Source organism: Pseudemcibacter aquimaris (assembly GCF_028869115.1).
Taxonomy (GTDB): Bacteria; Pseudomonadota; Alphaproteobacteria; order Sphingomonadales; family Emcibacteraceae; genus Pseudemcibacter; species Pseudemcibacter aquimaris.
This window is the reverse complement of the sequence record NZ_CP079800.1, coordinates 2972637-2996137: the sequence shown is the minus strand read 5'-3', so window position 1 is coordinate 2996137 and position 23501 is coordinate 2972637. Positions and strand designations below refer to the sequence as shown.

The 23501-nt window shown below is 43.9% G+C and carries 18 protein-coding genes; 13 read left to right on the top strand and 5 right to left on the bottom strand.

The features are described 5' to 3' along the window. Positions 1–47: 47 nt before the first annotated feature. From KW060_RS14090 to KW060_RS14035, 12 genes are all read left to right on the top strand, one after another. The gene (locus KW060_RS14090) at positions 48–2378 is read left to right on the top strand and encodes a transketolase-like TK C-terminal-containing protein (RefSeq protein ID WP_249036039.1); all 2331 of its coding nucleotides are present in this window, start codon (positions 48–50) and stop codon (positions 2376–2378) included. After that, positions 2378–3418 carry a zinc-dependent alcohol dehydrogenase family protein gene (locus tag KW060_RS14085; RefSeq protein WP_249036038.1) on the top strand — a complete coding sequence of 347 codons (1041 nt, stop codon included), beginning with the start codon at positions 2378–2380 and terminating at the stop codon, positions 3416–3418. Before KW060_RS14090 ends, KW060_RS14085 begins: the two co-directional genes overlap by 1 nt. Before the next feature lie 103 nt (positions 3419–3521). Next, on the top strand, positions 3522–3848 hold the full coding sequence (locus tag KW060_RS14080) for a PepSY domain-containing protein (RefSeq protein WP_249036037.1): 327 nt from the start codon (positions 3522–3524) through the stop codon (positions 3846–3848). Beyond that, positions 3848–4510, top strand: coding sequence for a response regulator transcription factor (locus KW060_RS14075; RefSeq protein ID WP_249036033.1), 663 nt, complete (start codon positions 3848–3850; stop codon positions 4508–4510). The genes KW060_RS14080 and KW060_RS14075 overlap by 1 nt, the downstream gene beginning before the upstream one ends. Continuing rightward, positions 4507–5823: an ATP-binding protein gene (locus KW060_RS14070; protein ID WP_249036031.1), complete on the top strand. Its 1317-nt coding sequence runs from the start codon at positions 4507–4509 to the stop codon at positions 5821–5823. The genes KW060_RS14075 and KW060_RS14070 overlap by 4 nt, the downstream gene beginning before the upstream one ends. Positions 5824–5908: 85 nt before the next feature. Further along, positions 5909–6952, top strand: coding sequence for a peptidyl-alpha-hydroxyglycine alpha-amidating lyase family protein (locus KW060_RS14065; protein ID WP_249036026.1), 1044 nt, complete (start codon positions 5909–5911; stop codon positions 6950–6952). A 62-nt stretch (positions 6953–7014) separates the two neighbouring features. Next, the gene (locus KW060_RS14060; protein WP_249036025.1) at positions 7015–7326 is read left to right on the top strand and encodes a cupin domain-containing protein; all 312 of its coding nucleotides are present in this window, start codon (positions 7015–7017) and stop codon (positions 7324–7326) included. Between the two features lie 367 nt (positions 7327–7693). After that, positions 7694–9640, top strand: coding sequence for a PrkA family serine protein kinase (locus tag KW060_RS14055; RefSeq protein ID WP_249036024.1), 1947 nt, complete (start codon positions 7694–7696; stop codon positions 9638–9640). A gap of 57 nt (positions 9641–9697) precedes the next feature. Next, positions 9698–11014 (top strand): YeaH/YhbH family protein, encoded by a 1317-nt coding sequence (locus KW060_RS14050; protein ID WP_249036023.1) that lies wholly within the window; start codon positions 9698–9700, stop codon positions 11012–11014. After that, positions 11015–12556 (top strand): SpoVR family protein, encoded by a 1542-nt coding sequence (locus KW060_RS14045; RefSeq protein ID WP_249036022.1) that lies wholly within the window; start codon positions 11015–11017, stop codon positions 12554–12556. It begins immediately after the preceding gene. Between the two features lie 52 nt (positions 12557–12608). After that, entirely contained in the window at positions 12609–13274 is a 666-nt protein-coding gene (locus KW060_RS14040) for a cupin domain-containing protein (RefSeq protein WP_249036021.1), read from the top strand. 80 nt (positions 13275–13354) lie between these two features. Then, the gene (locus KW060_RS14035; protein ID WP_249036020.1) at positions 13355–14410 is read left to right on the top strand and encodes a peptidyl-alpha-hydroxyglycine alpha-amidating lyase family protein; all 1056 of its coding nucleotides are present in this window, start codon (positions 13355–13357) and stop codon (positions 14408–14410) included. 37 nt (positions 14411–14447) lie between these two features. Here the strand turns inward: KW060_RS14035 and KW060_RS14030 are convergent, their stop codons facing one another. Together KW060_RS14030 and KW060_RS14025 are read right to left on the bottom strand one after the other, a co-directional pair. Then, positions 14448–15029, bottom strand: a complete 582-nt coding sequence (locus KW060_RS14030; RefSeq protein ID WP_249036019.1) for a hypothetical protein — start codon at positions 15027–15029, stop codon at positions 14448–14450. Between the two features lie 239 nt (positions 15030–15268). Continuing rightward, positions 15269–16609 carry a HupE/UreJ family protein gene (locus KW060_RS14025; RefSeq protein ID WP_249036018.1) on the bottom strand — a complete coding sequence of 447 codons (1341 nt, stop codon included), beginning with the start codon at positions 16607–16609 and terminating at the stop codon, positions 15269–15271. 225 nt (positions 16610–16834) lie between these two features. Here KW060_RS14025 and KW060_RS14020 point away from each other — a divergent pair, with 225 nt between their 5' ends. Then, positions 16835–18040 carry an NHL repeat-containing protein gene (locus KW060_RS14020; RefSeq protein ID WP_249036017.1) on the top strand — a complete coding sequence of 402 codons (1206 nt, stop codon included), beginning with the start codon at positions 16835–16837 and terminating at the stop codon, positions 18038–18040. Between the two features lie 397 nt (positions 18041–18437). Here KW060_RS14020 and KW060_RS14015 read toward each other — a convergent pair whose 3' ends face one another. From KW060_RS14015 to KW060_RS14005, 3 genes are all read right to left on the bottom strand, one after another. Further along, the gene (locus tag KW060_RS14015) at positions 18438–20528 is read right to left on the bottom strand and encodes an outer membrane protein assembly factor BamB family protein (RefSeq protein WP_249036016.1); all 2091 of its coding nucleotides are present in this window, start codon (positions 20526–20528) and stop codon (positions 18438–18440) included. A 110-nt stretch (positions 20529–20638) separates the two neighbouring features. Next, positions 20639–21073 (bottom strand): c-type cytochrome, encoded by a 435-nt coding sequence (locus KW060_RS14010; RefSeq protein ID WP_249036015.1) that lies wholly within the window; start codon positions 21071–21073, stop codon positions 20639–20641. Positions 21074–21251: 178 nt separating this feature from the next. Next, a complete protein-coding gene (locus KW060_RS14005) occupies positions 21252–23342 on the bottom strand; it encodes an outer membrane protein assembly factor BamB family protein (protein WP_249036014.1) in 2091 nt (696 codons plus the stop codon). Between the last annotated feature and the right edge of the window lie 159 nt (positions 23343–23501).

Here is a 23501-nt window from a genome sequence, read left to right as displayed (position 1 = left end):
TATTATGTTACTGACCAGTAACTTTTTTAAAAGGACACGATCAAGAGATGACCAAAATTACCACAGAAGATGACATTCGCAGCTTAAAACTCCTTGAAAAGAAGGTGTTATGGCTCGCGAGTTATATGATCCACAATGCCAATCACTTAAGACCAAGCCGTGATGGGCTAAAAGTCGGTGGTCATCAGGCATCAAGTGCGTCTCTAGCCAGTATCATGACGGCGCTGTATTTTCATATTCTTGGTCCCAATGACCGCGTTGCGGTTAAACCGCATGCGTCACCAATTCTTCATGCGATCATGTATTTGATGGACCGTCAGACACAGGAAAAGATGCATAATTTCCGTGCCTTTGGTGGTGCGCAGTCATACCCATCCATGACAAAAGATACAACGGATGTTGATTTTTCAACGGGATCCGTTGGTATGGGTGTGGCCGCAACGCTATTTAATACGCTGACGCAGGATTATATGGTTGATCATGGCTGGTATGATGAAAATGCGACGGGCCGGATGATTGCGCTTGCGGGGGACGCGGAATTTGACGAAGGAAATATTTTTGAAAGTCTACTTGAAGGATGGAAACATCAGGCAAGAAACCTATGGTGGGTGATTGATTATAACCGTCAAAGCCTTGATGGTGTTGTTGATGATGCTTTATTTGAGCGGATCAGCGGTGTTTTTGATAGTCTTGGTTGGAAAGTATCAACCTTGAAATACGGTAAAAAACTGATGAAGGCCCAAGATGGTCCCGCCGGTGAAGCGATCCTGAATTGGATTGATAATTGTCCGAACCAATTATATTCCGCGCTTACCTATCAAGGGGGCGCTGAATGGCGTAAACAACTTGAAGAAGAATTAAAAGGCACCAGCGGGATTGGTGAATTTCTGGATAGTTATGATGATCCGGAACTTGCTGAAGTGATGACGAACCTTGGCGGTCATGATCTTGAAACATTGACCGAAGCTTTCGGTGAAGCAGACAGCGAACAACCACAATGCTTTATTGCTTACACGGTCAAGGGTAAAGGCTTGCCGCTTGCAGGGCATAAGGATAACCATGCGGGTCTTATGAGTGTCGGCCAAATGGCACAATTCCAGAAAGATCAACAAGTACCGGAAGGCGCAGAATGGGATAAATTTGGTGGTGTTGAAGAGCATGCGGAAAAATTAACCCATTATATTTCAAACTGTGATTATCAGCAGCGCCATAAAACCATGAAAAAAGCGGCGACAATCCGCATTCCGGAAATTCCGGCGCCAAAAGATGATCTTCAATCCACGCAAGAAGCGTTCGGAAAAATTATGTTCGAACTGGCAAAGGGTGACAGCGAACTGGCGGACCACATTATTACCACAAGCCCGGATGTGACATCATCAACAAACCTTGGGCCGTGGGTGAACAGAAGAAAACTTTATGCCCGCGAAGATGTAGCGGACGTATTTAAAGATAAACGCATCCCAAGCTCACAAATCTGGCAAAAAGGGCCAGCAGGGCAACATATGGAACTTGGGATTGCGGAAAACAATCTGTTTTCATTGCTCGGGCAACTTGGGCTTGCACATAAAAATTTTGGTGAAAGATTGTTCCCTGTGGGCACACTTTATGATCCGTTCATTGCACGTGGTCTTGATGCCCTTAATTATGCTGCGTACCAAGGCGCCCGATTTATGCTAGTGGCGACACCATCCGGTATTACACTTGGGCCAGAGGGCGGTGCTCATCAATCGATCGGCACGCCTCTTATTGGCATATCGCAACCGGGCCTTACGACACTTGAGCCATCTTATGCTGATGAGTTAGCTGTACTGATGAAATGGGGTTTTGAAACCATGCAGGATGAGGATGGATCATCCGTATATCTACGTCTATCAACCAGAAAAATTGAACAGCTCCCAAGAACCCTTACTGAAGAAGATAAAGATAACATCGTCAAGGGTGCCTATTGGTTAAGAAAACCAACAAGCAGTACATCTCGCGTGATTATTTATGCGGGCGCCATTGCACCAGAAGTAATGGGCGCGGTTCAGGATCTGCAACAGGAAAACAAGGATATGGCCGTGATGGCGGTAACATCATCGGATATTCTTTATCGTGACTGGGCCGCATCAAGAAGAAGTTCGGCGATTAATAAACGCCCGAAAGTGTCTCATATTGAAAAATTATTGGATGAATTGCCACGTGATTCAATGGTTGTGTCTGTTTGTGATGGTCATCCGTTAAATCTATCATGGCTTGGTAGTATTCGTGGTAATCCAGTTGTGCCGCTGGGTGTTGAAGCCTTCGGACAAACCGGTGACTTGCCTGATTTATATGAGCACTTTATGATCGACAGCGCCGCCATTGTTGGCGCGCACGGAAGATTAAAGAGGCATTAATGAAAGCAGTTCTGTTTGAACAATATGGTGACATGCCAAAAATCAAAAATGTTGCCGATCCAACACCGGAAAATCATGGTGTTGTCTTAAAAGTAATGGCAACAGGCGTCTGCCGCAGCGATTGGCATGGCTGGGTTGGTCATGATCCTGATATTCCACTGCCCCATGTGCCGGGTCATGAACTTGCCGGTATTATCGAGGCGGTTGGAAAAGACGTTACAAAATGGCAAGTCGGTGACCGTGTCACGGTGCCGTTTGTTGGTGGTTGTGGTCACTGTCCTGAATGCGATAGTGGCAATCAACAGGTTTGCGATAATCAGTTCCAGCCCGGATTTACCCATTGGGGATCATTTGCCGAATATGTCGGCATTCATCAGGCGGATTTAAATCTGGTAAGATTGCCGGATAGTATGAATTTTGTAACGGCCGCCAGTCTTGGTTGTCGGTTCATCACATCATACCGCGGTATTGTGGAACAGGGTAAAGTCGCTGATGGTCAATGGGTTGCGGTTCATGGCTGTGGTGGTGTTGGCCTATCCGCAATTATGATTGCCCGTGCCTATGGTGCACGCGTTATTGCCATTGATATTGATGATCAAAAACTTGAATTTGCAAAATCCATCGGTGCTGAGTTTGGTATCAATGCGAAAACAACTGCCAATGTATCAGAAGCCATCTTTGAAATTACGAAACGTGGTGTTCATATTTCTATGGATGCGCTTGGAAATCCGATTACGTGCGAAAATTCAATCAGGTCACTAAAGAAACGTGGAAAACATATTCAAGTTGGACTTTTGGTGGCTGATCAAAGCACACCGCCACTACCAATGGATATTGTGGTTGCCAATGAACTTGAAATAATCGGAAGCCACGGTATGGCCGCGCACAGATACCCGGAAATGATGGATATGATTGCAGCGGGGAGCCTCGCGCCAGAGAAACTAATCGGTCAGGAAATATCGCTTGAACAATCCATTGATGCCTTGATCAATATGGATAAATTTGAAAGTAACGGTGTTACCGTTATTTCCGAATTTTAAGTTTGATTTCAGTTATTTGTGCTATCAATCATAATTATTTTTGAAAAATATCATAATCACTTTATGATAAAGTCATTAATAGACGCAGGTAATATGTCATCATATGAAAGTTAGATTGTTTGCAATAAATACCATACTGATTTTTATGGTTCTTTTCTTGAGTAATGCGTCTGCGCAGCTTGTCGGAAGCAGTTCCCTTTCCCGTGGTGAAATAAATGAACACCTCGAAAGCGGTAATGTGCTGGATTATGAATATATCCTTAGCAAAATTCCCAGAGCCGAAAATGACAGAATAATTGAGGTCGAATTGGTCAGTTTTGACGGAAACCTTATTTATTATTTTGAAATTCTTAAAGAAAACGGCGTCGTTGATGTCCATCTGATTGATGGCAGAACAGGGGAAGATGCATCGCATCTTAAGGATGAATAATGCGGCTATTACTTGTTGAAGATGATCCGAAATTAGGGCCGAGATTAGCCGACGATTTAAAATCAAAGGGCTTTGCCGTTGATCTTATCACCACAGGCGAGGACGCCGAGTTTATGGGAAATGAAATTTCTTATGATGTTGTGATCCTTGATATTGGCTTGCCGGATATTTCGGGGTTAGAGGTTCTTAAAAACTGGCGTAAAGACGGCAATGCATCCGCCGTACTTATTTTGACCGCGCGTGATGATTGGCAGGAACGTGTGGATGGTTTCCAGGCGGGCGCAGATGATTATCTGGGAAAACCGTTTCATTTTGAAGAACTGCTTGAACGATTGAATGCCCTGATCAGACGTACCAAGAAAAAAGTCACAAAAACAATGGAATGCGGTGATATCAAACTGGATGAAAATAGACAGTCCGTGATTAAAGGGGATAAAGAACACCCATTAACCGGGACAGAATTTAGATTGCTCCGGTATATGATACTGCATCAAAATGAAATTTTATCAAAAGGGCATCTGACCGATCATATTTATGATGATGGTTCCGATAAAGATAGCAATGTTATCGAAGTTTATGTCAGAAGACTGCGTAACCTTCTTGGGGCCGAATATATCAAAACCAAAAGAGGGCAAGGCTATATTTTCGGGATAGACCAATGAGCAGCTTGAAGACCCGATTAAATCTTGGTGTTTTTCTGGTTTCATTGATCTTTTTCAGCACGTTGATGATCATCAATATTGTATTCTTCAATAGTTTTGGAAAAACATTCGTAGAATCAAGATTACAGTATGATACGGACGGTCTTATTGCCAACTTAGCACCTGATGAAAGCGGGCTTTTAAGGCTTAATGAGGTAAGCCTTAATCCGGTGTTCTCAAACCCATTTTCCGGAAATTATTACCGTATCGATTTGGATCATCAAACATACCTTTCCAGATCCTTATGGGATCAGACGCTTGCTGAAGCTGATCTTGAAGTTGGGCAAGTAAGGCTAATTGAAAGCGATGGCCCGGTTGAACAGAAACTTTTAGTGCTTCAGGGCGCATATGAAAAAGAAGGCCAGAAAATAATAATTTCTGTTGCCGAGGATTATACGCCAATCACAGAAAACTTACAGTCACTAACCATTGCGCTTGTGTTTTTAAATGGTGGTATTGTTGTGCTGCTCATGCTTATTCAGCGCTTCATTGTGAACAGGGGGATGGAACCATTACAAAAAACATCGGAAGAATTAACGGCAATTGGGTCCGGTGATAAATATTTCCTAGATGAAAAAGTACCTGAGGAAGTTTTACCACTGGTGCGGGAAATTAATAAATTAATGGTGATGGTTGATAACCGTATTAAACGATCATCAACGGCGCTTGGTAATCTTGCGCATGCATTAAAAACACCGCTTGCACTTATTGAACAAAGTGCGTCGGGTAGTAAAGATGAACGATCATCAGAAGAAATCATCAGTGCGACGGCGCAAATTAAGCATCAGCTTGATAGTGAACTTAAAAGAGCGCGTATTATCGGCACATCAGCACATGGTCATAAAATTAATATCAAAACCATGTTGGTGCCGCTGATTGATACATTGGAAAAGATCTATCAGGATAAATCCTTGGAAATCAGTGCAGACATTAATGACAATGCCACCTATGTCGGGGATCAGCATGACATGATGGAACTGTTTGGTAATTTGCTTGATAATGCATGCAAATGGGCAAAGAGTAAAATTGCAGTAACTGTTGAAGGGCGACATAATTTTAAAGTCATCATCGAAGACGACGGCCCCGGTATCACGGACGAAAAAATTAAAGAAATTGAAAAACGCGGTATCAGGCTTGATGAAGCGGGTGAAGGGCACGGTTTGGGGCTTTCCATTGTTCGTGAAATTATTGATCTGATCGGTGCCGATATAAAATATGGTAGGTCAGAACAGTTGGGGGGGCTTAAAATCACAATTCAGCTTGGTTCAAGTTAGTCTTTACAAACTCCGTAAATTATTGTCCAATACCTGCCATAAGAGTGGGACTTAACAAAAATTTCAAATATACGGAGGAGAATTCATGACATTTAGAACTCTAGGAAAAACGTTGCTTGCGACAAGTGCAATTGTTGCAGCCATGACAACATCGGCACTGGCACAGGATAACCCATATGAACCTGTGGGTGACGCATGGTTTGATTTGCCTGATGGACGTCAGTGGGGCGCGACAAGCACAGTTTATTATGCAGGTGATAACAAAATCTGGGTCGCAGAACGTTGTGGCGGTAATTCAAATTGTCTTGATACCCCGGACGTTGATCCGATTATGCTGGTTGATCAAGACGGCAATATTTTAAAAAGTTTTGGTCGTAATATGATCGTCTGGCCGCATGGAATGCATGTGGATCCGGATGGCAATCTTTGGATTGCGGACGCACGTGGTGACGAAGAACGCAAAGTCGGTCATCAGGTTCATAAATTTAGCCCGGACGGAGAACTGTTGATGTCCATCGGGACAAAGGGTGTTGCCGGTCAGGATAAATATGTATTCACAAATCCGAATGACGTGGCCGTTGCGCCAAATGGTGATATTTTCGTGGCTGATGGTCACCGTCCCGGAACAAACAACCGTATTGTGAAATATAACAGCAAAGGCGAATACCTGATGGAATTTGGCACGATGGGTGCGGAACGTGGTGAATTTAATGAACCACATGCCCTTGCGATCAATTCAGAAGGTAAATTGTTTGTTGGTGACCGCCATAATTCACGTGTGCAGATTTTCGATCTGGATGGTAACCATATTGATCACTGGACACAATTTGGTCGCCCGAGTGGTATTTACATTGATAAAAATGACGTGATGTATGTGGCGGATAGTGAATCAAACACTGGTTATCAGCGTAACCCTGGTTGGGAACGTGGTATCCGTGTTGGTGATAGCCGTACGGGTTGGGTGCATGCATTTATTCCTGATCCAAATCAGGGGTATATGCCGGGCACCAGTGTTGCGGAAGGTGTAACCGCCGATGAAGACGGTAATATTTACAGTGCTGAAGTACGTCAACGTAAAGTACGTAAATATATTCCAAAAACATACCGCGGTGAACCACGCCGCAGATAATGTTTGATTATTGATTGAAAAGCCCCCATTTTACGTGGGGGCTTTTTTTTATGGGATAAATTATGGAAATCATCAGAAGCAAAGAATTTAAAGCGGATAAAGCGTGGGGTGCCAAAGATATTGCAAATATGGACGGTATCACGACGCGACTTCATTGGACTGATGAGCCATATATCTGGCATATCAATGACGGGGAAGAGGTTTTTGCCGTGCTGGATGGCCGCGTCGAAATGAAATACCGCGAGGACGGAAATGAGCATGCCGTGGTCCTTGAAACAGGGGATATTTTTTATGCATCCATTGGTACGGAACATGTGGCGCATCCTATTGGCGCAGCACGAATACTCGTTATTGAGAAAGAAGGTAGTGTATAATTAACCAAAATATCGTATAATGATAAATCAAGAACACAAACTCGTCATGATTCTGTTTTATACTTGGTTCATTACACGTTCTTTTATTGATAAAAATAACATTTTACTCTCGAAAATTTGATCATAATTTTTTAATTCGCAACCGTTTATTTGATATATTTAATATATTGAAAAATTTGCATAATGAGTTGCAAATCGGGGAAGGAAGTCGGCGCGTGATAAGGCTTCCACATACGCAAAAATTAGGAAACTTATCCAAGTCCACTTCCTTCTGAAGACCTGTCAGAATAGGTGAGCGTAATCCCATAGTATCAATAACGCCTCTTCTGTCTGACAGTTACTTTAATTCTTTATGATGGAGAGTATTATGACAGCAGAACTAAATGTATTTGACGAGTTCTTCAAGCAATACGAAGAATATAAAGAGACAGAAATGTCCCTTCGGGATTATTTGCATGGATGCTCTGAAGATCCGTCAATGTATGCTTCTGCTTCTGAACGGATGATAAAAGCCATTGGTGACCCAACCCTTGTTGATACATCCAAGGATGAACGTCTGGGCCGCATCTTTATGAACCGCACCATAAAAATTTACGATGGGTTTAAAGATTTTTATGGCATGGAAGAAACCATCGAAAGAATAGTTGGTTACTTCACCCATGCATCACAAGGGTTAGAAGAAAGAAAACAGGTACTTTATTTGCTCGGCCCTGTGGGTGGTGGTAAATCATCACTGGCGGAACGATTAAAAAGCCTGATGGAAAATGAACCGATTTATGTGCTTAAGGCTGGCGATCAATTAAGCCCAATTTTTGAATCGCCTTTAGGTTTATTTGATAAGGAAAAAATGGGTGACTTGCTCGAAGAAAAATACGGTATCGCAAAACATAGATTAACCGGGCTTGCGTCCCCATGGGCGCTAAAAAGACTTGAAGAATTTGACGGTGATATTTCCAAATTTTCGGTGGCACGATTAAGACCATCCAAATTAAGACAAATCAGCATCGCGAAAACGGAACCCGGTGATGAAAATAATCAGGATATTTCAACACTTGTCGGTAAAGTGGATATCAGAAAACTTGAATATTTTAGTCAGAATGACAGCGATGCCTATTCATATTGCGGTGGGTTAAATGCAACAACGCAAGGCATTTTGGAATTCGTGGAAATGTTCAAAGCCCCGATCAAAATGTTGCATCCATTATTAACCGCAACACAGGAAGGAAATTATATTGGTACGGAAAACCTTGGCGCCATTCCGTTTCAAGGCATCATCATGGCCCATTCAAATGAATCTGAATGGCAGACCTTTAAAAACAACAAAAACAACGAAGCCTTTATCGACCGTGTTTACGTGATCAAAGTACCTTATTGCCTGCGGGTTGATGAAGAGGCGAAAATTTATGAAAAACTTTTATCCGGCTCAGAACTGGATACCAGTAGATGTGCGCCGGGCACGCTTGATATGCTTTCAAAATTTGCTGTGATGACGCGGCTACATGAACATGAAAATTCAAACTTGTTTTCAAAAATGCGGGTTTATAACGGTGATAATTTAAAAGATGTCGATCCCAAAGCAAAACCAATTCAGGAATATAAGGATACAGCCGGCATTGACGAAGGAATGAAGGGCGTATCCACACGGTTTGCGTTTAAGGTTCTTGCAGAAACTTTTAATTACGACACGCTTGAGGTCGCATGTGACCCTGTGCATTTGATGTATGTGCTTGAACAATCCATCTTACGGGAACAGCTCCCTGATGATATGGAAAAACAATATCTTGATTTCATCAAAGGTGAACTTGCACCAAGATACGCTGAATTCATCGGTCATGAAATTCAAAAGGCCTATCTGGAATCCTATTCTGACTATGGTCAGAATCTTTTCGACCGATATATTTCATACGCTGATAGCTGGATCGAAGGACATGATTTCAAAGATCCGGATACCGGACAATTGCTTGACACAAAAATTCTGGATCAGGAACTTTCAAAAATTGAAAAACCGGCGGGTATTTCAAACCCGAAAGATTTCCGTAATGAGGTCGTGAAATTTGCGCTTCGGGCTCGGGCCAATAATAAAGGGCGTAACCCAAAATGGTCCTCTTATGAAAAGCTACGCGAAGTCATCGAAAAACGTATGTTCAGTAAAGTGGAAGACCTGCTTCCTGTGATTAGTTTTGGTTCCAAGAAAGACAAAGAAAGCGAAGTGAAACACCATGAATTTGTCAGCCGCATGACAGAGCTTGGCTATAGCGAAAGACAGGTTCACAGACTTGTGGAATGGTACATGCGGATCAATAAAGCCGGATGATGAGGGGTGATGAAAGACGTAAGGAGAATGAAACCAACAAACGAAAGTAAATGAGTAATGATGCATATAATTGACAGACGCCTTAACCCAAAGGGTAAAAGCATATCGAACCGTCAGCGCTTTCTTAAACGTGCGAAAAAGCAAATCAAGAAAGCGGTCAATGATGCCATTACCAATCGAAAAATTTCAAACACCGAAGGGGAAGAAAATATCCGCATCCCCGCTGATGGATTGCATGAACCACGCTTTATCGGTGATCAGGAAAAAGGAATTCGCGATAGAATTTTTCCTGGCAACAAGGATTTTATGCCCGGAGATAAAATTAGCAGACCACCAAGTGGCGGAAAAGGCGCCGGAAGCGAAGCCAGTGAAGACGGTGAAGGTGAAGACATGTTCCAATTTTCACTGACCAGAGATGAATTTCTGGATATCTTTTTCGAAGATATGGAATTGCCGGATTTCGTCAAAACATCAATAAAAAATGAAACCACCCATGAATTGCAACGGGCCGGATATAGAAGGTCCGGATCTCCAAGCAATCTAAACCTGAAGCTAACCATGAAAAATAGTCTGGCAAGACGGTTATGTCTTAGACGGCCTAGCGATGAAGAACTTCAAGCCTTAGAAGCAGATATTGCAAAAGTCGAAGCAAAGAAAAGAAAAACCGATGCTGATAAGGAAATGCTCGAAAAACTGCGTCAGACGTTAAAGAAAAAATCAGGCAGGCGTCGGGTCATTCCATATATCGATCCTCTTGATGTGCGCTTTACTAGTTTCAATCAAATCGAAAAACCAACGACACATGCGGTAATGTTTTGCCTAATGGATGTTTCCGGTTCCATGAGCGAGGTTCACAAAGACCTTGCCAAACGTTTCTTCATGTTGCTGCATCTATTTCTGATCAGGCAATATTCAAAAGTGGATATTGTGTTTATCAGGCACACCCATATGGCAAGCGAAGTGGACGAGGATACATTTTTCCATTCCCGTGAAACGGGGGGAACCAAGGTTTCAACGGCATTGGAAGTAATGAATGACATCATCAAGGAACGCTATCCCGCCGAAGATTGGAATATCTATGCCGCGCAGGCATCCGACGGTGATAATTTAACCAGTGATAATGAAAGATGCCAATATTTGCTGCAGAATGTTTTACTGCCGCAATGTCAGTATTTTGCCTATGTCGAAATATGGGATCAACGGGAAGAAGCCATTTTCAATGGGCAAAAAAGTGCGACTAACCTGTGGCAAACATATGATTCTGTGAATATGGGTAATCAAAACTTTGCCATTAAAAAAGTGACGGGTGCTGCGGATATCTTCCCGGTTCTGAAGGATTTATTTTCCAAATCAAATGCGCAGGAGGGAAAATAAATGGCGGACGTTTCAAAAAAAGAAATCGGTAAAGAGCTTCTTTATTCACAGGCGGAATGGGATTTTTTAACCATTGAACGAACCTTTAAAGCGATAGAAGATATCGCCTTAAATGAAATGGGCCTTGATGTTTATCCAACACAGGTCGAGGTCATAACATCGGAACAGATGCTGGATGCCTATTCATCAATCGGCATGCCGATGATGTATAATCATTGGTCCTTTGGTAAAAGTTTCCTGCGTGATGAGATTATGTATAAAAAAGGTTTCAGCGGGCTTGCTTATGAAATTGTCATTAATTCTGACCCATGCATTTGTTATATCATGGAAGAAAATTCAATGACCATGCAGGCGCTTGTGATGTCGCATGCGGCCTTTGGTCATAATCACTTCTTTAAAAATAATCACCTGTTTAAACAATGGACGGATGCGGATGCGATCCTTGACTATTTGCAATATGCGAAAAACTATGTCGCCAAATGCGAAGAAAAACACGGTGTTGAGGCCGTTGAAAAAATCCTTGATTCCGCCCATGCGTTACGCGACCAGTCCGTTGATAAATACACCAGACCGCAAAAGCTTGATAACAGTGAAATTCAAAAACGGGAAATTCAGCGCCTTGAATATGAACAGTCACAATACAGACAGTTATGGCGTACCCTTCCTGAAATTGAAAAAGAAAAAACAGACGATCAGGCAGAATACGAAAGAATATTATCGCAAAAATTAGGATTGCCGGAATCCAATCTGATTTATTTTCTGGAAAAACACAGCCCAGTTCTTGAACGTTGGCAAAGCGAAATATTACGGATCGTCAGGTCCATCGCCCAATATTTTTATCCGCAAAAACAGACGAAAATGATGAACGAAGGATGCGCTTGTTTTACCCATTATCACATCATGAACAGGCTTTATGACACGGGGCAAATCACAGAAGGTTCAATGCTTGAATTTATTGATTTTCACACGCGTGTTGTCGCCCAACCTGAATTTGACAGTCCCTATTATGGTGGGCTTAACCCCTATGCGCTGGGGTTTGCGATGATGAAAGACATCGAGAGAATTTGTGAAAATCCCACTGATGAAGACCGCGAATGGTTTCCTGATTTCGCAGGCAGCAATAAAACCGTGGAAACATTAAAAGACGCATGGGAAAATTTCCGTGATGAAAGTTTTATTTTGCAGTTTTTAAGCCCAAAATTGGTGCGGGATTTCCGGTTTTTCAATATTTATGACAATATGAAAAAACGCGATCTTGAGATTAAAAACATCCATAATCAGGCGGGCTATAAAGCCATCAGAAGCGCACTTGCCGCGCAACATTCGGTGGCCAATATGGATCTGGATATTCAGGTAACCAATGTGGATTTAAAAGGGGACCGGACGTTAACCCTGCTTCATTGGATGAATAATGAAATTGAATTGGATGATAAAGAAGCCAAAAGGGTCATTTCCCATATCCGCAGGTTGTGGGGGTATAAAATCGAATTAAATTCCATCAATCCGCTAACCAACGAAGTTGTGATGTCCATTGACGGCTGAATTTTAATTCACTACTTTCCCTGATGATCATTATTTTGTTGTGGAAAGTGCCATGCAGTTAAATGCCGAATTTGATAAAACCGTTGTCATAAGACCGGATGATTATAAATGGGTTCCGTCGCCGATGGCGGGGGTAGATCGGATGATGCTTGACCGCATTGGTGATGAAGTGGCCCGTGCCACCACCATCGTCAAATTTGCCCCCAATAGCGAATTTTCCCCGCATACCCATGTGGGCGGTGAAGAATTTTTCGTGCTCGAAGGGGTGTTTTCCGATGAACATTATGATTATCCGGCAGGCAGTTACGTGCGTAATCCCATCGGCACCAGCCACACGCCACGTATTGGCGATGAGGGCGCAACAATATTCGTAAAACTGTGCCAGTTTGATGAAAATGACACGGCGCAATTTTGGATCAACACAAATGATGCCGAATGGTTGCCGGGACTTGTACCGGGGTTGTCGGTCATGCCGCTGCATGAATATGGAACGGAACATGCCGCGCTTGTAAAATGGGCACCAAACACCGTTTTTAAACCGCATCAACATTGGGGCGGCGAAGAAATTTTTGTACTTGAGGGCACTTTTTACGATGAGCATGGCGAATATCCCAAGGGTACATGGCTGCGTTCACCACACCTTAGCCAGCATCACCCCTATACCAAGGATGACGGTGCGCTTATTTATGTGAAAACAGGGCATCTTTCCCCTGAATAACCCTTTACAAAGCATGATATTTATTGTCCAATGCGTAATGTTACAAAATAACAAACGCACAAATTATTGGAGGACATTAAATGTTAAATAAAAAAACACTGGCAAAACTTCTGATTACAGCAAGCGCTGTTTCAGCGGCTTTCGTCGGTACGGCGAATGCGCAAGTTTCAAACCCATACGAAGCCATCAAAGGCGAATGGATTGAATTGCCGGATGGTCGTAAATGGGGTGCTACAAGTACCGTATATTATGCTGGTGATGGCAAAATCTGGGTTGCGGAACGTTGCGGCGGCAATTCAAACTGTCTTGATACACCGGATGTAGACCCGATCATGCTTGTGGATCAAGAAGGTAACATTTTAAAAAGTTTCGGTAAAAATATGATCGTTTGGCCACACGGAATGCATGTGGATCCGGACGGTAACCTTTGGATTGCGGATGCACGCGGCGATGCGGAACGTGGCAAGGGCCATCAGGTTCATAAATTTAGCCCGGATGGTGAACTGTTAATGTCACTGGGTAAGGCGGGTGTTGCTGGTACGGGCGCCTATGAATTTGATCAGCCGAATGACGTTGCTGTTGCCGCCAACGGTGATATTTTCGTGGCTGATGGTCATAACCCATCTGGTAATAACCGTATCGTGAAATTCAACAGCAAGGGCGAATATATCAAAGAATGGGGCGAGGCCGGCACAGACCGTGGTCAATTCCTTGAGCCACACGCCATCGCCATCAATTCAGAAGGCAAAGTATTCGTTGGTGACCGTTATAATAACCGTATTCAAATCTTTGATCAGGATGGTAACCACCTTGATTACTGGACACAGTTTGGTCGCCCAAGTGGCATTTACATCGACAAAAATGACGTGATGTATGTGGCCGACAGTGAATCAAATACTGGATACCAACGTAACCCAGGTTGGGAACGCGGCATCCGTATCGGTAGCTCGCTTACCGGTTGGGTCACGGCATTTATTCCTGATCCAAATAACGGCATGGAACCACGTTATACATCCGTGGCCGAGGGCGTAACCGCCGACGAAGACGGTAACGTTTACGGCGCAGAAGTGCTGCAACGTAGAATGCGCAAATATATCCCAAAAGGATATTTCGCAAACCCACCACAACGTCGTTAATTCGCGTTAGATAATTAAAAGAAAAGCCTGCTGAATTTCAGCAGGCTTTTTTTGTTTGAAGATATTGATCCCAGTCGATGTTCATACGTGACTTGCTGATACAGTATGCATTGAAAACCGGGGCAAGATAGGGAATGCCGTCCTCGGGACGATTTATTGTATAAAATATAGGTACTTTCTCACCTACTGCTCTTACATGTTTACGACCCCAATAAGTTACTAGACCACCCCAAGAACGTTTATGAGCTATAGAGTTATCGTCTATATATGTACATCCTATGAAACCATTTCCACCATTAAGTATGGCAGGAGTAACGTACTTTACATAAGAATATTCACCGGAAACAACACAACCCGTAGAATAAGCAATAATTCTATCTTTCGCCAAGGACCTGGGTAACTTAATGGCTAGAATCGCGAGAAAAACTGAGAATAAAAGTATAAAATGTTCATCAGGTTTTATGAAAAGATAGAGATAAAGAACCCCCATAGATAAAATTAATAGCAGCCAGAAACGCAAATAAACTCTTCTCAACCCTTTTGGTCGAAAGTCATTCTTTGATTTTAACTCATAAATAGCTTCGCGTAATTCACGTGGAAATAATATCCAGCCCAACATGGTTTACCTTTTCTCAATTGTAAAGGGCAGTATCAGAGCAAGAAAATTTGAAACCCCAAGTGCCCCAATGCAGGAACCTTGCGTGATAGGAGCTTAATTGTCAATATACCTCACGTGTCATTCCAAACTTGATTTGGAATCCACGAAATCATTTCAGTGGATAAATTTATTTTGTCATAGAGGATTCCGTGGACTCCGGCTCGGGGGCCGGAGTGACGGATTATTGTGGGTTGGTGAACTTATTTCACCGTTCGGCGTTCGATGTATTTCGCGAGTTCATACATGGCCCATGATGCGGCGCCGACGATGACGGCGAGCATGCCCCAGCGCATTAGTTCCGCATAAAAGGCTGCATTGAATTCCGGCCAGATGAAAACATATTCATTCAGGCGGTCATTGCGTTCTGTCATCCAGTGCCAGCCGCTGTGGGCGACAAGCGCGGATAGTAAAATTGTACCCGGCTTTTCAGCGACGAAAAATCTGAACATCAGATTAAGCACCGGTACCAGCACTATAAGAATAAGCAGCTGACCCAGTTCCACACCAAGGTTAAATGACAGCAGCGACGTAAACAGGTGTGATCCGGCAAATTGCATGCTTTCCGATAGAAGGAATGAGAAACCAAAGCCATGCACAAGACCGAAACCAAAGGCCACCATCCAGCGTTTCTTAAGCTTGGCACCGACAATATTTTCAAACGCCATATAAACGATGGAAACTGCGATTAACATTTCAATCAGCGGCGCAAACCAAAGGGCCTGCGGCGCAAGGCCAAAGGCCGTTGAAATAAGCGTGATAGAATGGGCTACGGTAAACGATGTAATCACCGGGATTAATTCACGAATGGTACGCGCCGGAATAACAAGACATAAAAGGAATAGGATATGGTCAGTTCCTTCAAGAATATGCAGGAAACCAAGTTCCATAAATTCATAAAGCGCGTGCAGCAAGCTTGGGTCCAGTTCAACAACACCCGGGTTACCAATATAGTTAAACACGCGTTCGCCGCTACCGGCAGGAATAAACCTTAAAACCGTATTAGTGATGGTCGCCAGTTTTTTCAAGGTCGGTTCAATGGAAAAACGGGATTGATCGGATTTGATCGGAAATTCATACATAATATCCAGAACCGCTTGCCCGTAATAAAGGCGTTCATCATTCTTTAGCGGCGGCTTATTGATATTTTCAATGGCCGTATCCCATGATCTGATGGCGCTATCTTGTGGGGAAGTGGCACGGTAAGCGGTGATTGTCTTATCTTCGATCAACACGCCTTCTTCGTATACTTTTAATTCTTCCGTCAGGTAAACATGCGCGGCATCAAGGAATACCGCGTCCGCCTTTTCAAAATCGAGAAAGCCCGGGCCCCAGGTGGGATAGACAAGTTCGCTCATGGATTCGAGCGGCACACGCATTAATAATTTTAATGTGTCCCCTTCCGGTTTTACATACATATGCACCGTGACAGACGCCGGAATATCATGCGCCTTAAGCGGTGATGTTAGTGCAGAAAATAAAATCATTACAGACAAAATGATCTGTAGTGCGATTTTGGTCATTTTACCGTTTAAAAGTGCCATTTTTTCCCTTTTTCCCAGATTTTGATCTTGTTTTATTTTTACCCGCGATATTCATAGGAAACCCTAGGGAAAGAGTCAATTTTTTAAGAAAAATATAGTGTGATTCAATGCTTGAACATACAAATGATATATTGTATCATCATTTCGCAGCATAGTGTTCAGTTTAGGAGAACGTAGACGTTATGCTAAGCTGAATGATAATAAACAAAATAATGGAATGAAATCATGAAATTAAAGAATAAGGTTTTAATGGGGGCCGCTCTTGCTGTTTCTCTCATTGGTCTAAACCTTGGACAAGACTACATGAAGACAGAAGCCACGGCACAATCTGCCCAGGCTCCTTCTTTTGAAGTCGATCCATTTTGGCCACAGCCACTACCAAATGGCTGGATTTTGGGGAACGTAATCGGTGTAGCTGTTGATAAACGCGACCATATTTATATCGTTCACCGCGCATGGGGTGAGGGAATCTTTAAGCCGTTTGCTGAACTGGGACTTCAGGAAGGTACATCAATTTGCTGTACACCGGCTCCTCCTATCGTAGAATTTGATCCGGACGGTAACCTCGTTCGTGCATGGGGTGGCCCGGTTGAAGGCGCGCCATACACATGGCCTGATTCAAACCACGGTATCGAAGTTGACCATAAAGGTAACATTTGGATCGGTGGTAACGGCCGTGGCGACAGTCATATCCTTAAGTTTACAAATACTGGTGAATTTATCGCTCAGTATGGTACACCTGGCATTAACAGACCAGATAGTAATGACACAACTCACTTCTCTCGTGTAGCGAAGATCTCTGTTGTTGAAGAAACAAACGAAGCGTTTGTTGCTGATGGTTATGGTAACCGCCGTATTGCTGTTCTTGATGCGGATACTGGTGAATTTAAACGTTACTGGGGTGCATATGGTGAGAAAAACATCGTTGACCCGACAGAGCGCTATCGCCATGATCCAAACACACCACCGTCAAAAACATTCACTGGCCCGGTTCACTGTGTTGAGCCATCAAACGACGGCCTGATTTATGTTTGTGACCGTACGTCTGACCGTATCCAGGTTTTTGACCGCGATGGTAACTATCTATCAGAAACATTCATTGCTATTGAAACTGGTTCACAAGGTTCAACTTGGGATCTTGATTTTTCACGCGATGAAGAGCAAAAATACATCTATCTTGCAGATGGCCAAAACCAACGTGTTTACATCATTGACCGTAAGTCAATGGAAGTACTAACTAAGTTTGGTGGCGGTGGTCGTCAACCAGGTCTATGGTTCGCACCACACAGTCTTGCAACAGATTCAAAAGGCAACATCTATACAACTGAAACTTACGAAGGTAAGCGTATTCAGAAGTTTATTGCAAAAGGTATCACTGATATCCCTGCAATGGACCAAGGTGCACTATGGCCTGCTGGCGAGCTTAACTAAGCGAGCGTTGTATTGAAGGTGAGAGCTTAGCTCTTAAGCCTTTTTAGTTAGAATTTTAAACCCCCGACGAGCAATCGCCGGGGGTTTTTTAGTGGTCGTTAAAGACGGCGAACAGTTACGTGTAATCATTCCTTGCTGTGATCCTTGAGCCTCTCAAGGAGAGAGCGGTAGGAACGAGCGCTGCTATGCACACACATATATTGACTAAACTCAGCAATGCTATTCGTAATACGCTTAATGGACGTTTATATGGTGGGATATATAATTGAGAGAGCTGATTGTAGATAGGGGAATACTATTCTTATGGCTTTGAAGTCTATTACCTTGCTCGCTCGCTATACAGGCACAAAAAAAGGGAGCGACAAGCGCTCCCTTTAAATTATTTATGGGTTACCGATTAATCCTCTGGAAGAGCATACGCACGGAATTCACCCGGATATGCACCGCCCGATACGGAAACGATAATGAACTGTCTGCCATCAACCATGTATGACATTGGTGAACCGGATTGTCCTGCTGGCATCCAAACTTCGCCAACATTTTCACCAGTCATTTTGTCGTATGCACGAAGCATCGCGCCACGCTCACGGTCACCTGGGTTTGTCACGCGGTAATCACCAGCGATCACAAGTGTCTTGGTTACAACAACACCAAGTGCACCACTTTGACCAGTACGTGGAATATCTAAGCCACGAAGTTTCGGGTGGTTACGAACGTTGTCTGGTGTTTCACCGTGTGGTGCTTGCCAGATCACTTCACCTTTATTCATATCGATCGCAGCGATCACACCGTATGGCGGCTTAAGAATTGAAAGACCCTCGACATTTAGTCCAGGAATTTCAACACGTGGGCCATCAAATACAGGATAATTCACTTCTTTCGGTGCGTCAGGGTTTTGACCTGTACCCGCTGCATTACGCATGCGGAACTGCTGACCCTTACGACCCGCCATATAGCGAACGTTTGAATATCCTTCTGGTGGAGGCGCCATTGAAAGGTTGTTTAGTGCAATCATTGATGCTGGCGCATATACGATACCTGTTTCAGGATCGAATGACGCACCCGGCCAGTTTGTACCACCGTTTGTCGCACCGATGTTAATCGCACCAAGTGTACCATTTACATCACCTTCGATCGGTGGGTTATACATGCCGCCGTTGCTCCAATCCCAGTGATGCATTTTATCAAGGGCTGCTTGACGTAGCTCAGGTGTAAAGTCGATCAGATCATTCGGTAGATCAAGTTTACCACGACCATACATTAGATGCATTGGTGGCATTGGCTGTGTTGGCGAATACCATTCGCCAGGAATGTTGCCTTGTGGTACCGGAACTTCCGGAATATCCCAAATCGGCTCACCTGTTACACGGTCAAACGCGTAGATGAATGCCTGCTTTGTTGGCAGTGCAATGATCTCGCGGTCTTTACCGTCAATGGTGACATCCATAATCAGCGGTGCTGATGACAAGTCATGGTCCCAAATTGGATGGTGAACCACTTGGAAATGCCATCTGTATTCACCTGTCTTAAGGTCAACAGCTACTAGGCTCTCACCGAATAGGTTTGGACCAGGGCGGTGACCACCATAGAAGTCAGATGATGGTGATTCAACGGCTAAGAAAACAAGTTCGTTTTTCTCATCCACAGTAATCTGTGTCCAAACTCCTGTGTTACCGTTTCTTTCCCATGAATTGTCTAACCATGTGTCGTTACCAAACTGGCCCGGACGTGGAATCGGGTCAAATTGCCAGATTTTCTCGCCAGTTCTGATGTCAAATGCACGTACAAGACCTTTGGTATTATTGTAGTTATCAATGGTCATACCTTCTTTCATCGCAGAACCTACGATGATCATGTCACCAACAACTGTTGGTGTCGCATGAAGACCAATTTCACCGGTTACAAGATCGATCTGTACTTCGTTACCTTGAACAGCGCCGACCTTAAGGTCAAGAATACCGTTACCATCAGGGCCAAAGCTGTCGATTGGAACACCAGTATGCGCGTTTAGCGCGATTAGGCGGTAACCAGTTGTTACGTAATAAACGCGGTCATCGCCATTGCCGTCTGACCAGTAAGAAAGGCCACGACCGGATAGCTGACGAGGGGCCATACCACCACGAAGACCTTCGCGCATGCTGTGAAGCCACATTAATTCGCCCGTTGCCGCGTCAAGTGCGATTGCCGTACGGCGCGTACCGGCTGTTGCGTAAAGTACGCCGTCCACCATTAGTGGGGTTACTTCAAGCTTATACTCGCCACGTGTACCGAGGTTTTTGGTTGAAAAGTTCCAGACCATTTCAAGGTCTTCAAAGTTGTCCGCATTGATTTGATCAAGTGCGGTATAGCGGGAACCCTTAATATCCCCGGTATAATGATGCCATTCACCGTTTTCGGTGCCCGGCGCTTCTGCCATTGCAAATGATGACGCAAGGCCGGTGGCCAGCATCGTCAAAGCAGCAAAAGACTTCTTAAAGTTAAGCTTCATGCTTCTCTCCCTAAATTAATTCCAGATTTTCTTAAACCCATAAGAAAAAGCCCAAAATATCATATGATTTTTTGGGCTTTCATTGCAAGAATATTGTCTAAGATTTTTGCTTAATTTTCAGCAGGATTCAGTGCATTCCATTGAATTCTCTTCAACCTTGAATTCTGATACGGAAGTGGCGCGTTGCCAGCTGGGAAATTATTCTGTTGCATGATGTATGCAAGGATGTCCGCTTTCACTTTACGTGGGGTGCCGCGTGGATCATCCAGTGGCATTGTTTCACGAAGACGTTGGAAGAGTACGCTTACTGGCATACCGTCCCAGTTATAAATAAATGCACCTTGTTTTAGCGCCGGTGCTTCTTCACGGCCTTGCATTTGTGTGCCGTGGCATTCGGAACAATGTTCCTGATATGATTGTTCACCGCGAACGGCCTGTGCTTCTGTATAGGCACCATCCCAAACGTTTGCCATTTGGGCATTTGCGGAATTACTCATGATTAATGCAGCAAACATTGGGGCTGCTACTACTAAAATTTTTTTCATTACTTTCATCTTATTCTCGTCTTACTGTTAGAAATTTAACCCTACGAAATGATTATGTCATTTTAAGGGTAGCACTAAATCCCACTTCTCTTCGTTTATTAATCTTATACATAACATAGCTTAATTTAAACTGAACATTTTTAAAAGGGGCACTGATCAGCGCCCCTTTTGGGTTTGATCAATCTTCTGGTAATGCATATGCACGAAACTCACCCGGATATGCACCGCCGGATACGGAAACAATAATATACTGTCTGCCGTCCACCATATATGACATCGGTGAACCTGATTGCCCTGCTGGCATCCATACTTCACCAACATTTTCACCGGTTTCCTTGTCATATGCACGAAGCATCGCACCACGTTCACGGTCACCGGGGTTCGTCACACGTGGATCACCTACAATCACAAGTGTTTTGGTGACAACGGTACCAACACTGGAACGTTGACCGGTGCGCGGAATATCCATATCACGAAGTTTTGGATGGTTGCGAACATTATCCGGTGTTTCACCGTGTGCAACACGCCATTTTACCTCGCCCTTGTTCATATCAATCGCTGCAAGAACACCATATGGTGGTTTAAGGATATTAAGTCCTTCCACATTTAGTGATGGAATTTCAACACGTGGGCCATCATATACTGGATAGTTTACTTCTTTCGGTGCGTCTGGGTTTTGACCAGTGCCGGCCGCATTACGCATACGGAATGGTTCACCCTTACGTCCAAGGATATACCGTACGTTTGAATATCCTTCTGGTGGGGGTGCCAGTGATATGCCGCCAATAGAACCTGTTGTTGCCGATGTATAAACGATACCTGTTTCAGGGTCGAATGCACCGCCCGGCCAGTTGGTACCACCACCAGCATTACCAAGGTTAATCGCACCAAGCATTCCATTTACATCACCAAGAATTGGTGGGTTATAAAGGGTGCCGTCTTTCCAGACCCAACGTTCAAGGTTCTTGATGGCTTGCTCGCGCATTTCCGGCGTAAAATCAATCAGGTCATCCGGAAAATCCAGTTCAGGATTACCATATAGTAGCTTGTCCGATGGACGTGGCTGAGTTGGGGAATACCATTCACCGGGCACATTGCCTTGTGGTACCGGCACTTCCGGAATATCCCAAATCGGCTCACCTGTTATACGGTCAAACACATACATGAATGCCTGTTTTGTTGGTAGCGCAAGAATTTCGCGTTCTTCACCGTCGATGGTGACATCCATGACAAGCGGTGCTGATGATAGGTCATGATCCCAAATTGGATGGTGAACAATTTGAAAGTGCCATTTATAAGAACCATCTTTTAAGTCAACGGCAACGATACTTTCGCCGAACAGATTGTTACCCGGACGATGTCCGCCATAAAAATCTGATGATGGTGATTCTACGGAAAGGAAAACAAGTTCGTTTTTCTCGTCTACAGTAATTTGTGTCCAAACACCTGTGTTACCGTTTCTTTCCCATGAATTATCAAGCCAGGTGTCGTTGCCGAATTGGCCCGGGCGTGGGATTGGATCGAATTGCCAAATCAGTTCACCGGTACGAATATCAAATGCACGCACAAGGCCTTTGGTGTTATTGTAGTTATCAATCGTCATGCCTTCTTTCATCGCAGAGCCCACGATGATCATGTCGCCAACAACTGTTGGTGTCGCGTGAAGACCGATTTCACCGGTCACAAGGTCGATCTGTACTTCGTTTCCTTGAACAACGCCGACTTTAAGGTCAAGAATACCATTGCCGCTTGGTCCAAAGCTTTCAATTGGAACGCCGGTATGGGCATTAAGCGCAATAAGGCGGTAACCGGTGGATACGTAATAAACGCGGTCATCGCCATTGCCATCTGACCAATAAGAAAGGCCACGGCCCGATAATTGACGTGGGGCCATACCCGCACGAAGTCCTTCGCGCATACTATGAAGCCACATCAGTTCCCCTGTTACAGCATCAAGTGCAATTGCCGTGCGGCGGGTTCCTGCCGTCGCGTAAAGTACGCCGTCCACCATAAGTGGCGTGACTTCAAGCTTATATTCGCCACGTGTACCAAGGTTTTTAGTCGAAAATGACCATACCATTTCCAGGTCTTCAAAGTTATCCGCGTTGATTTGATCAAGCGCCGTATAACGTGACCCTTTAATGTCACCAGTATAATGATGCCATTCGCCGTTTGTTGTGCCCTTGTCTTCTGCATTGGCAATGCCGAGTGAAAATACGGTTGCCAGTGTCGTGATTGCCATCACGGTTTTCTTGAAACTTAAGTTCATTCTGCTCTCCCGTCATATTTTGCATTTATATCATTGTTATAATATAACAAAATGTCAAGGTTATTCCCAAAATCAGCGGATATTGCCACGCAAAATAATGAAATATTGCGAAAATAATAAAAAACCCCTCTGAAAACAGATGTTCCAGAGGGGTTCTAA

Excerpts from the sequence above, each read along its gene's own strand:
- KW060_RS14090 (WP_249036039.1), top strand. The coding sequence starts at position 48 with ATGACCAAAATTACCACAGAAGATGACATTCGCAGCTTAAAACTCCTT.
- KW060_RS14085 (WP_249036038.1), top strand. The coding sequence starts at position 2,378 with ATGAAAGCAGTTCTGTTTGAACAATATGGTGACATGCCAAAAATCAAA.
- KW060_RS14080 (WP_249036037.1), top strand. The coding sequence starts at position 3,522 with ATGAAAGTTAGATTGTTTGCAATAAATACCATACTGATTTTTATGGTT.
- KW060_RS14075 (WP_249036033.1), top strand. The coding sequence starts at position 3,848 with ATGCGGCTATTACTTGTTGAAGATGATCCGAAATTAGGGCCGAGATTA.
- KW060_RS14070 (WP_249036031.1), top strand. The coding sequence starts at position 4,507 with ATGAGCAGCTTGAAGACCCGATTAAATCTTGGTGTTTTTCTGGTTTCA.
- KW060_RS14065 (WP_249036026.1), top strand. The coding sequence starts at position 5,909 with ATGACATTTAGAACTCTAGGAAAAACGTTGCTTGCGACAAGTGCAATT.
- KW060_RS14060 (WP_249036025.1), top strand. The coding sequence starts at position 7,015 with ATGGAAATCATCAGAAGCAAAGAATTTAAAGCGGATAAAGCGTGGGGT.
- KW060_RS14055 (WP_249036024.1), top strand. The coding sequence starts at position 7,694 with ATGACAGCAGAACTAAATGTATTTGACGAGTTCTTCAAGCAATACGAA.
- KW060_RS14050 (WP_249036023.1), top strand. The coding sequence starts at position 9,698 with ATGATGCATATAATTGACAGACGCCTTAACCCAAAGGGTAAAAGCATA.
- KW060_RS14045 (WP_249036022.1), top strand. The coding sequence starts at position 11,015 with ATGGCGGACGTTTCAAAAAAAGAAATCGGTAAAGAGCTTCTTTATTCA.
- KW060_RS14040 (WP_249036021.1), top strand. The coding sequence starts at position 12,609 with ATGCAGTTAAATGCCGAATTTGATAAAACCGTTGTCATAAGACCGGAT.
- KW060_RS14035 (WP_249036020.1), top strand. The coding sequence starts at position 13,355 with ATGTTAAATAAAAAAACACTGGCAAAACTTCTGATTACAGCAAGCGCT.
- KW060_RS14030 (WP_249036019.1), bottom strand. The coding sequence starts at position 15,029 with ATGTTGGGCTGGATATTATTTCCACGTGAATTACGCGAAGCTATTTAT.
- KW060_RS14025 (WP_249036018.1), bottom strand. The coding sequence starts at position 16,609 with ATGGCACTTTTAAACGGTAAAATGACCAAAATCGCACTACAGATCATT.
- KW060_RS14020 (WP_249036017.1), top strand. The coding sequence starts at position 16,835 with ATGAAATTAAAGAATAAGGTTTTAATGGGGGCCGCTCTTGCTGTTTCT.
- KW060_RS14015 (WP_249036016.1), bottom strand. The coding sequence starts at position 20,528 with ATGAAGCTTAACTTTAAGAAGTCTTTTGCTGCTTTGACGATGCTGGCC.
- KW060_RS14010 (WP_249036015.1), bottom strand. The coding sequence starts at position 21,073 with ATGAAAAAAATTTTAGTAGTAGCAGCCCCAATGTTTGCTGCATTAATC.
- KW060_RS14005 (WP_249036014.1), bottom strand. The coding sequence starts at position 23,342 with ATGAACTTAAGTTTCAAGAAAACCGTGATGGCAATCACGACACTGGCA.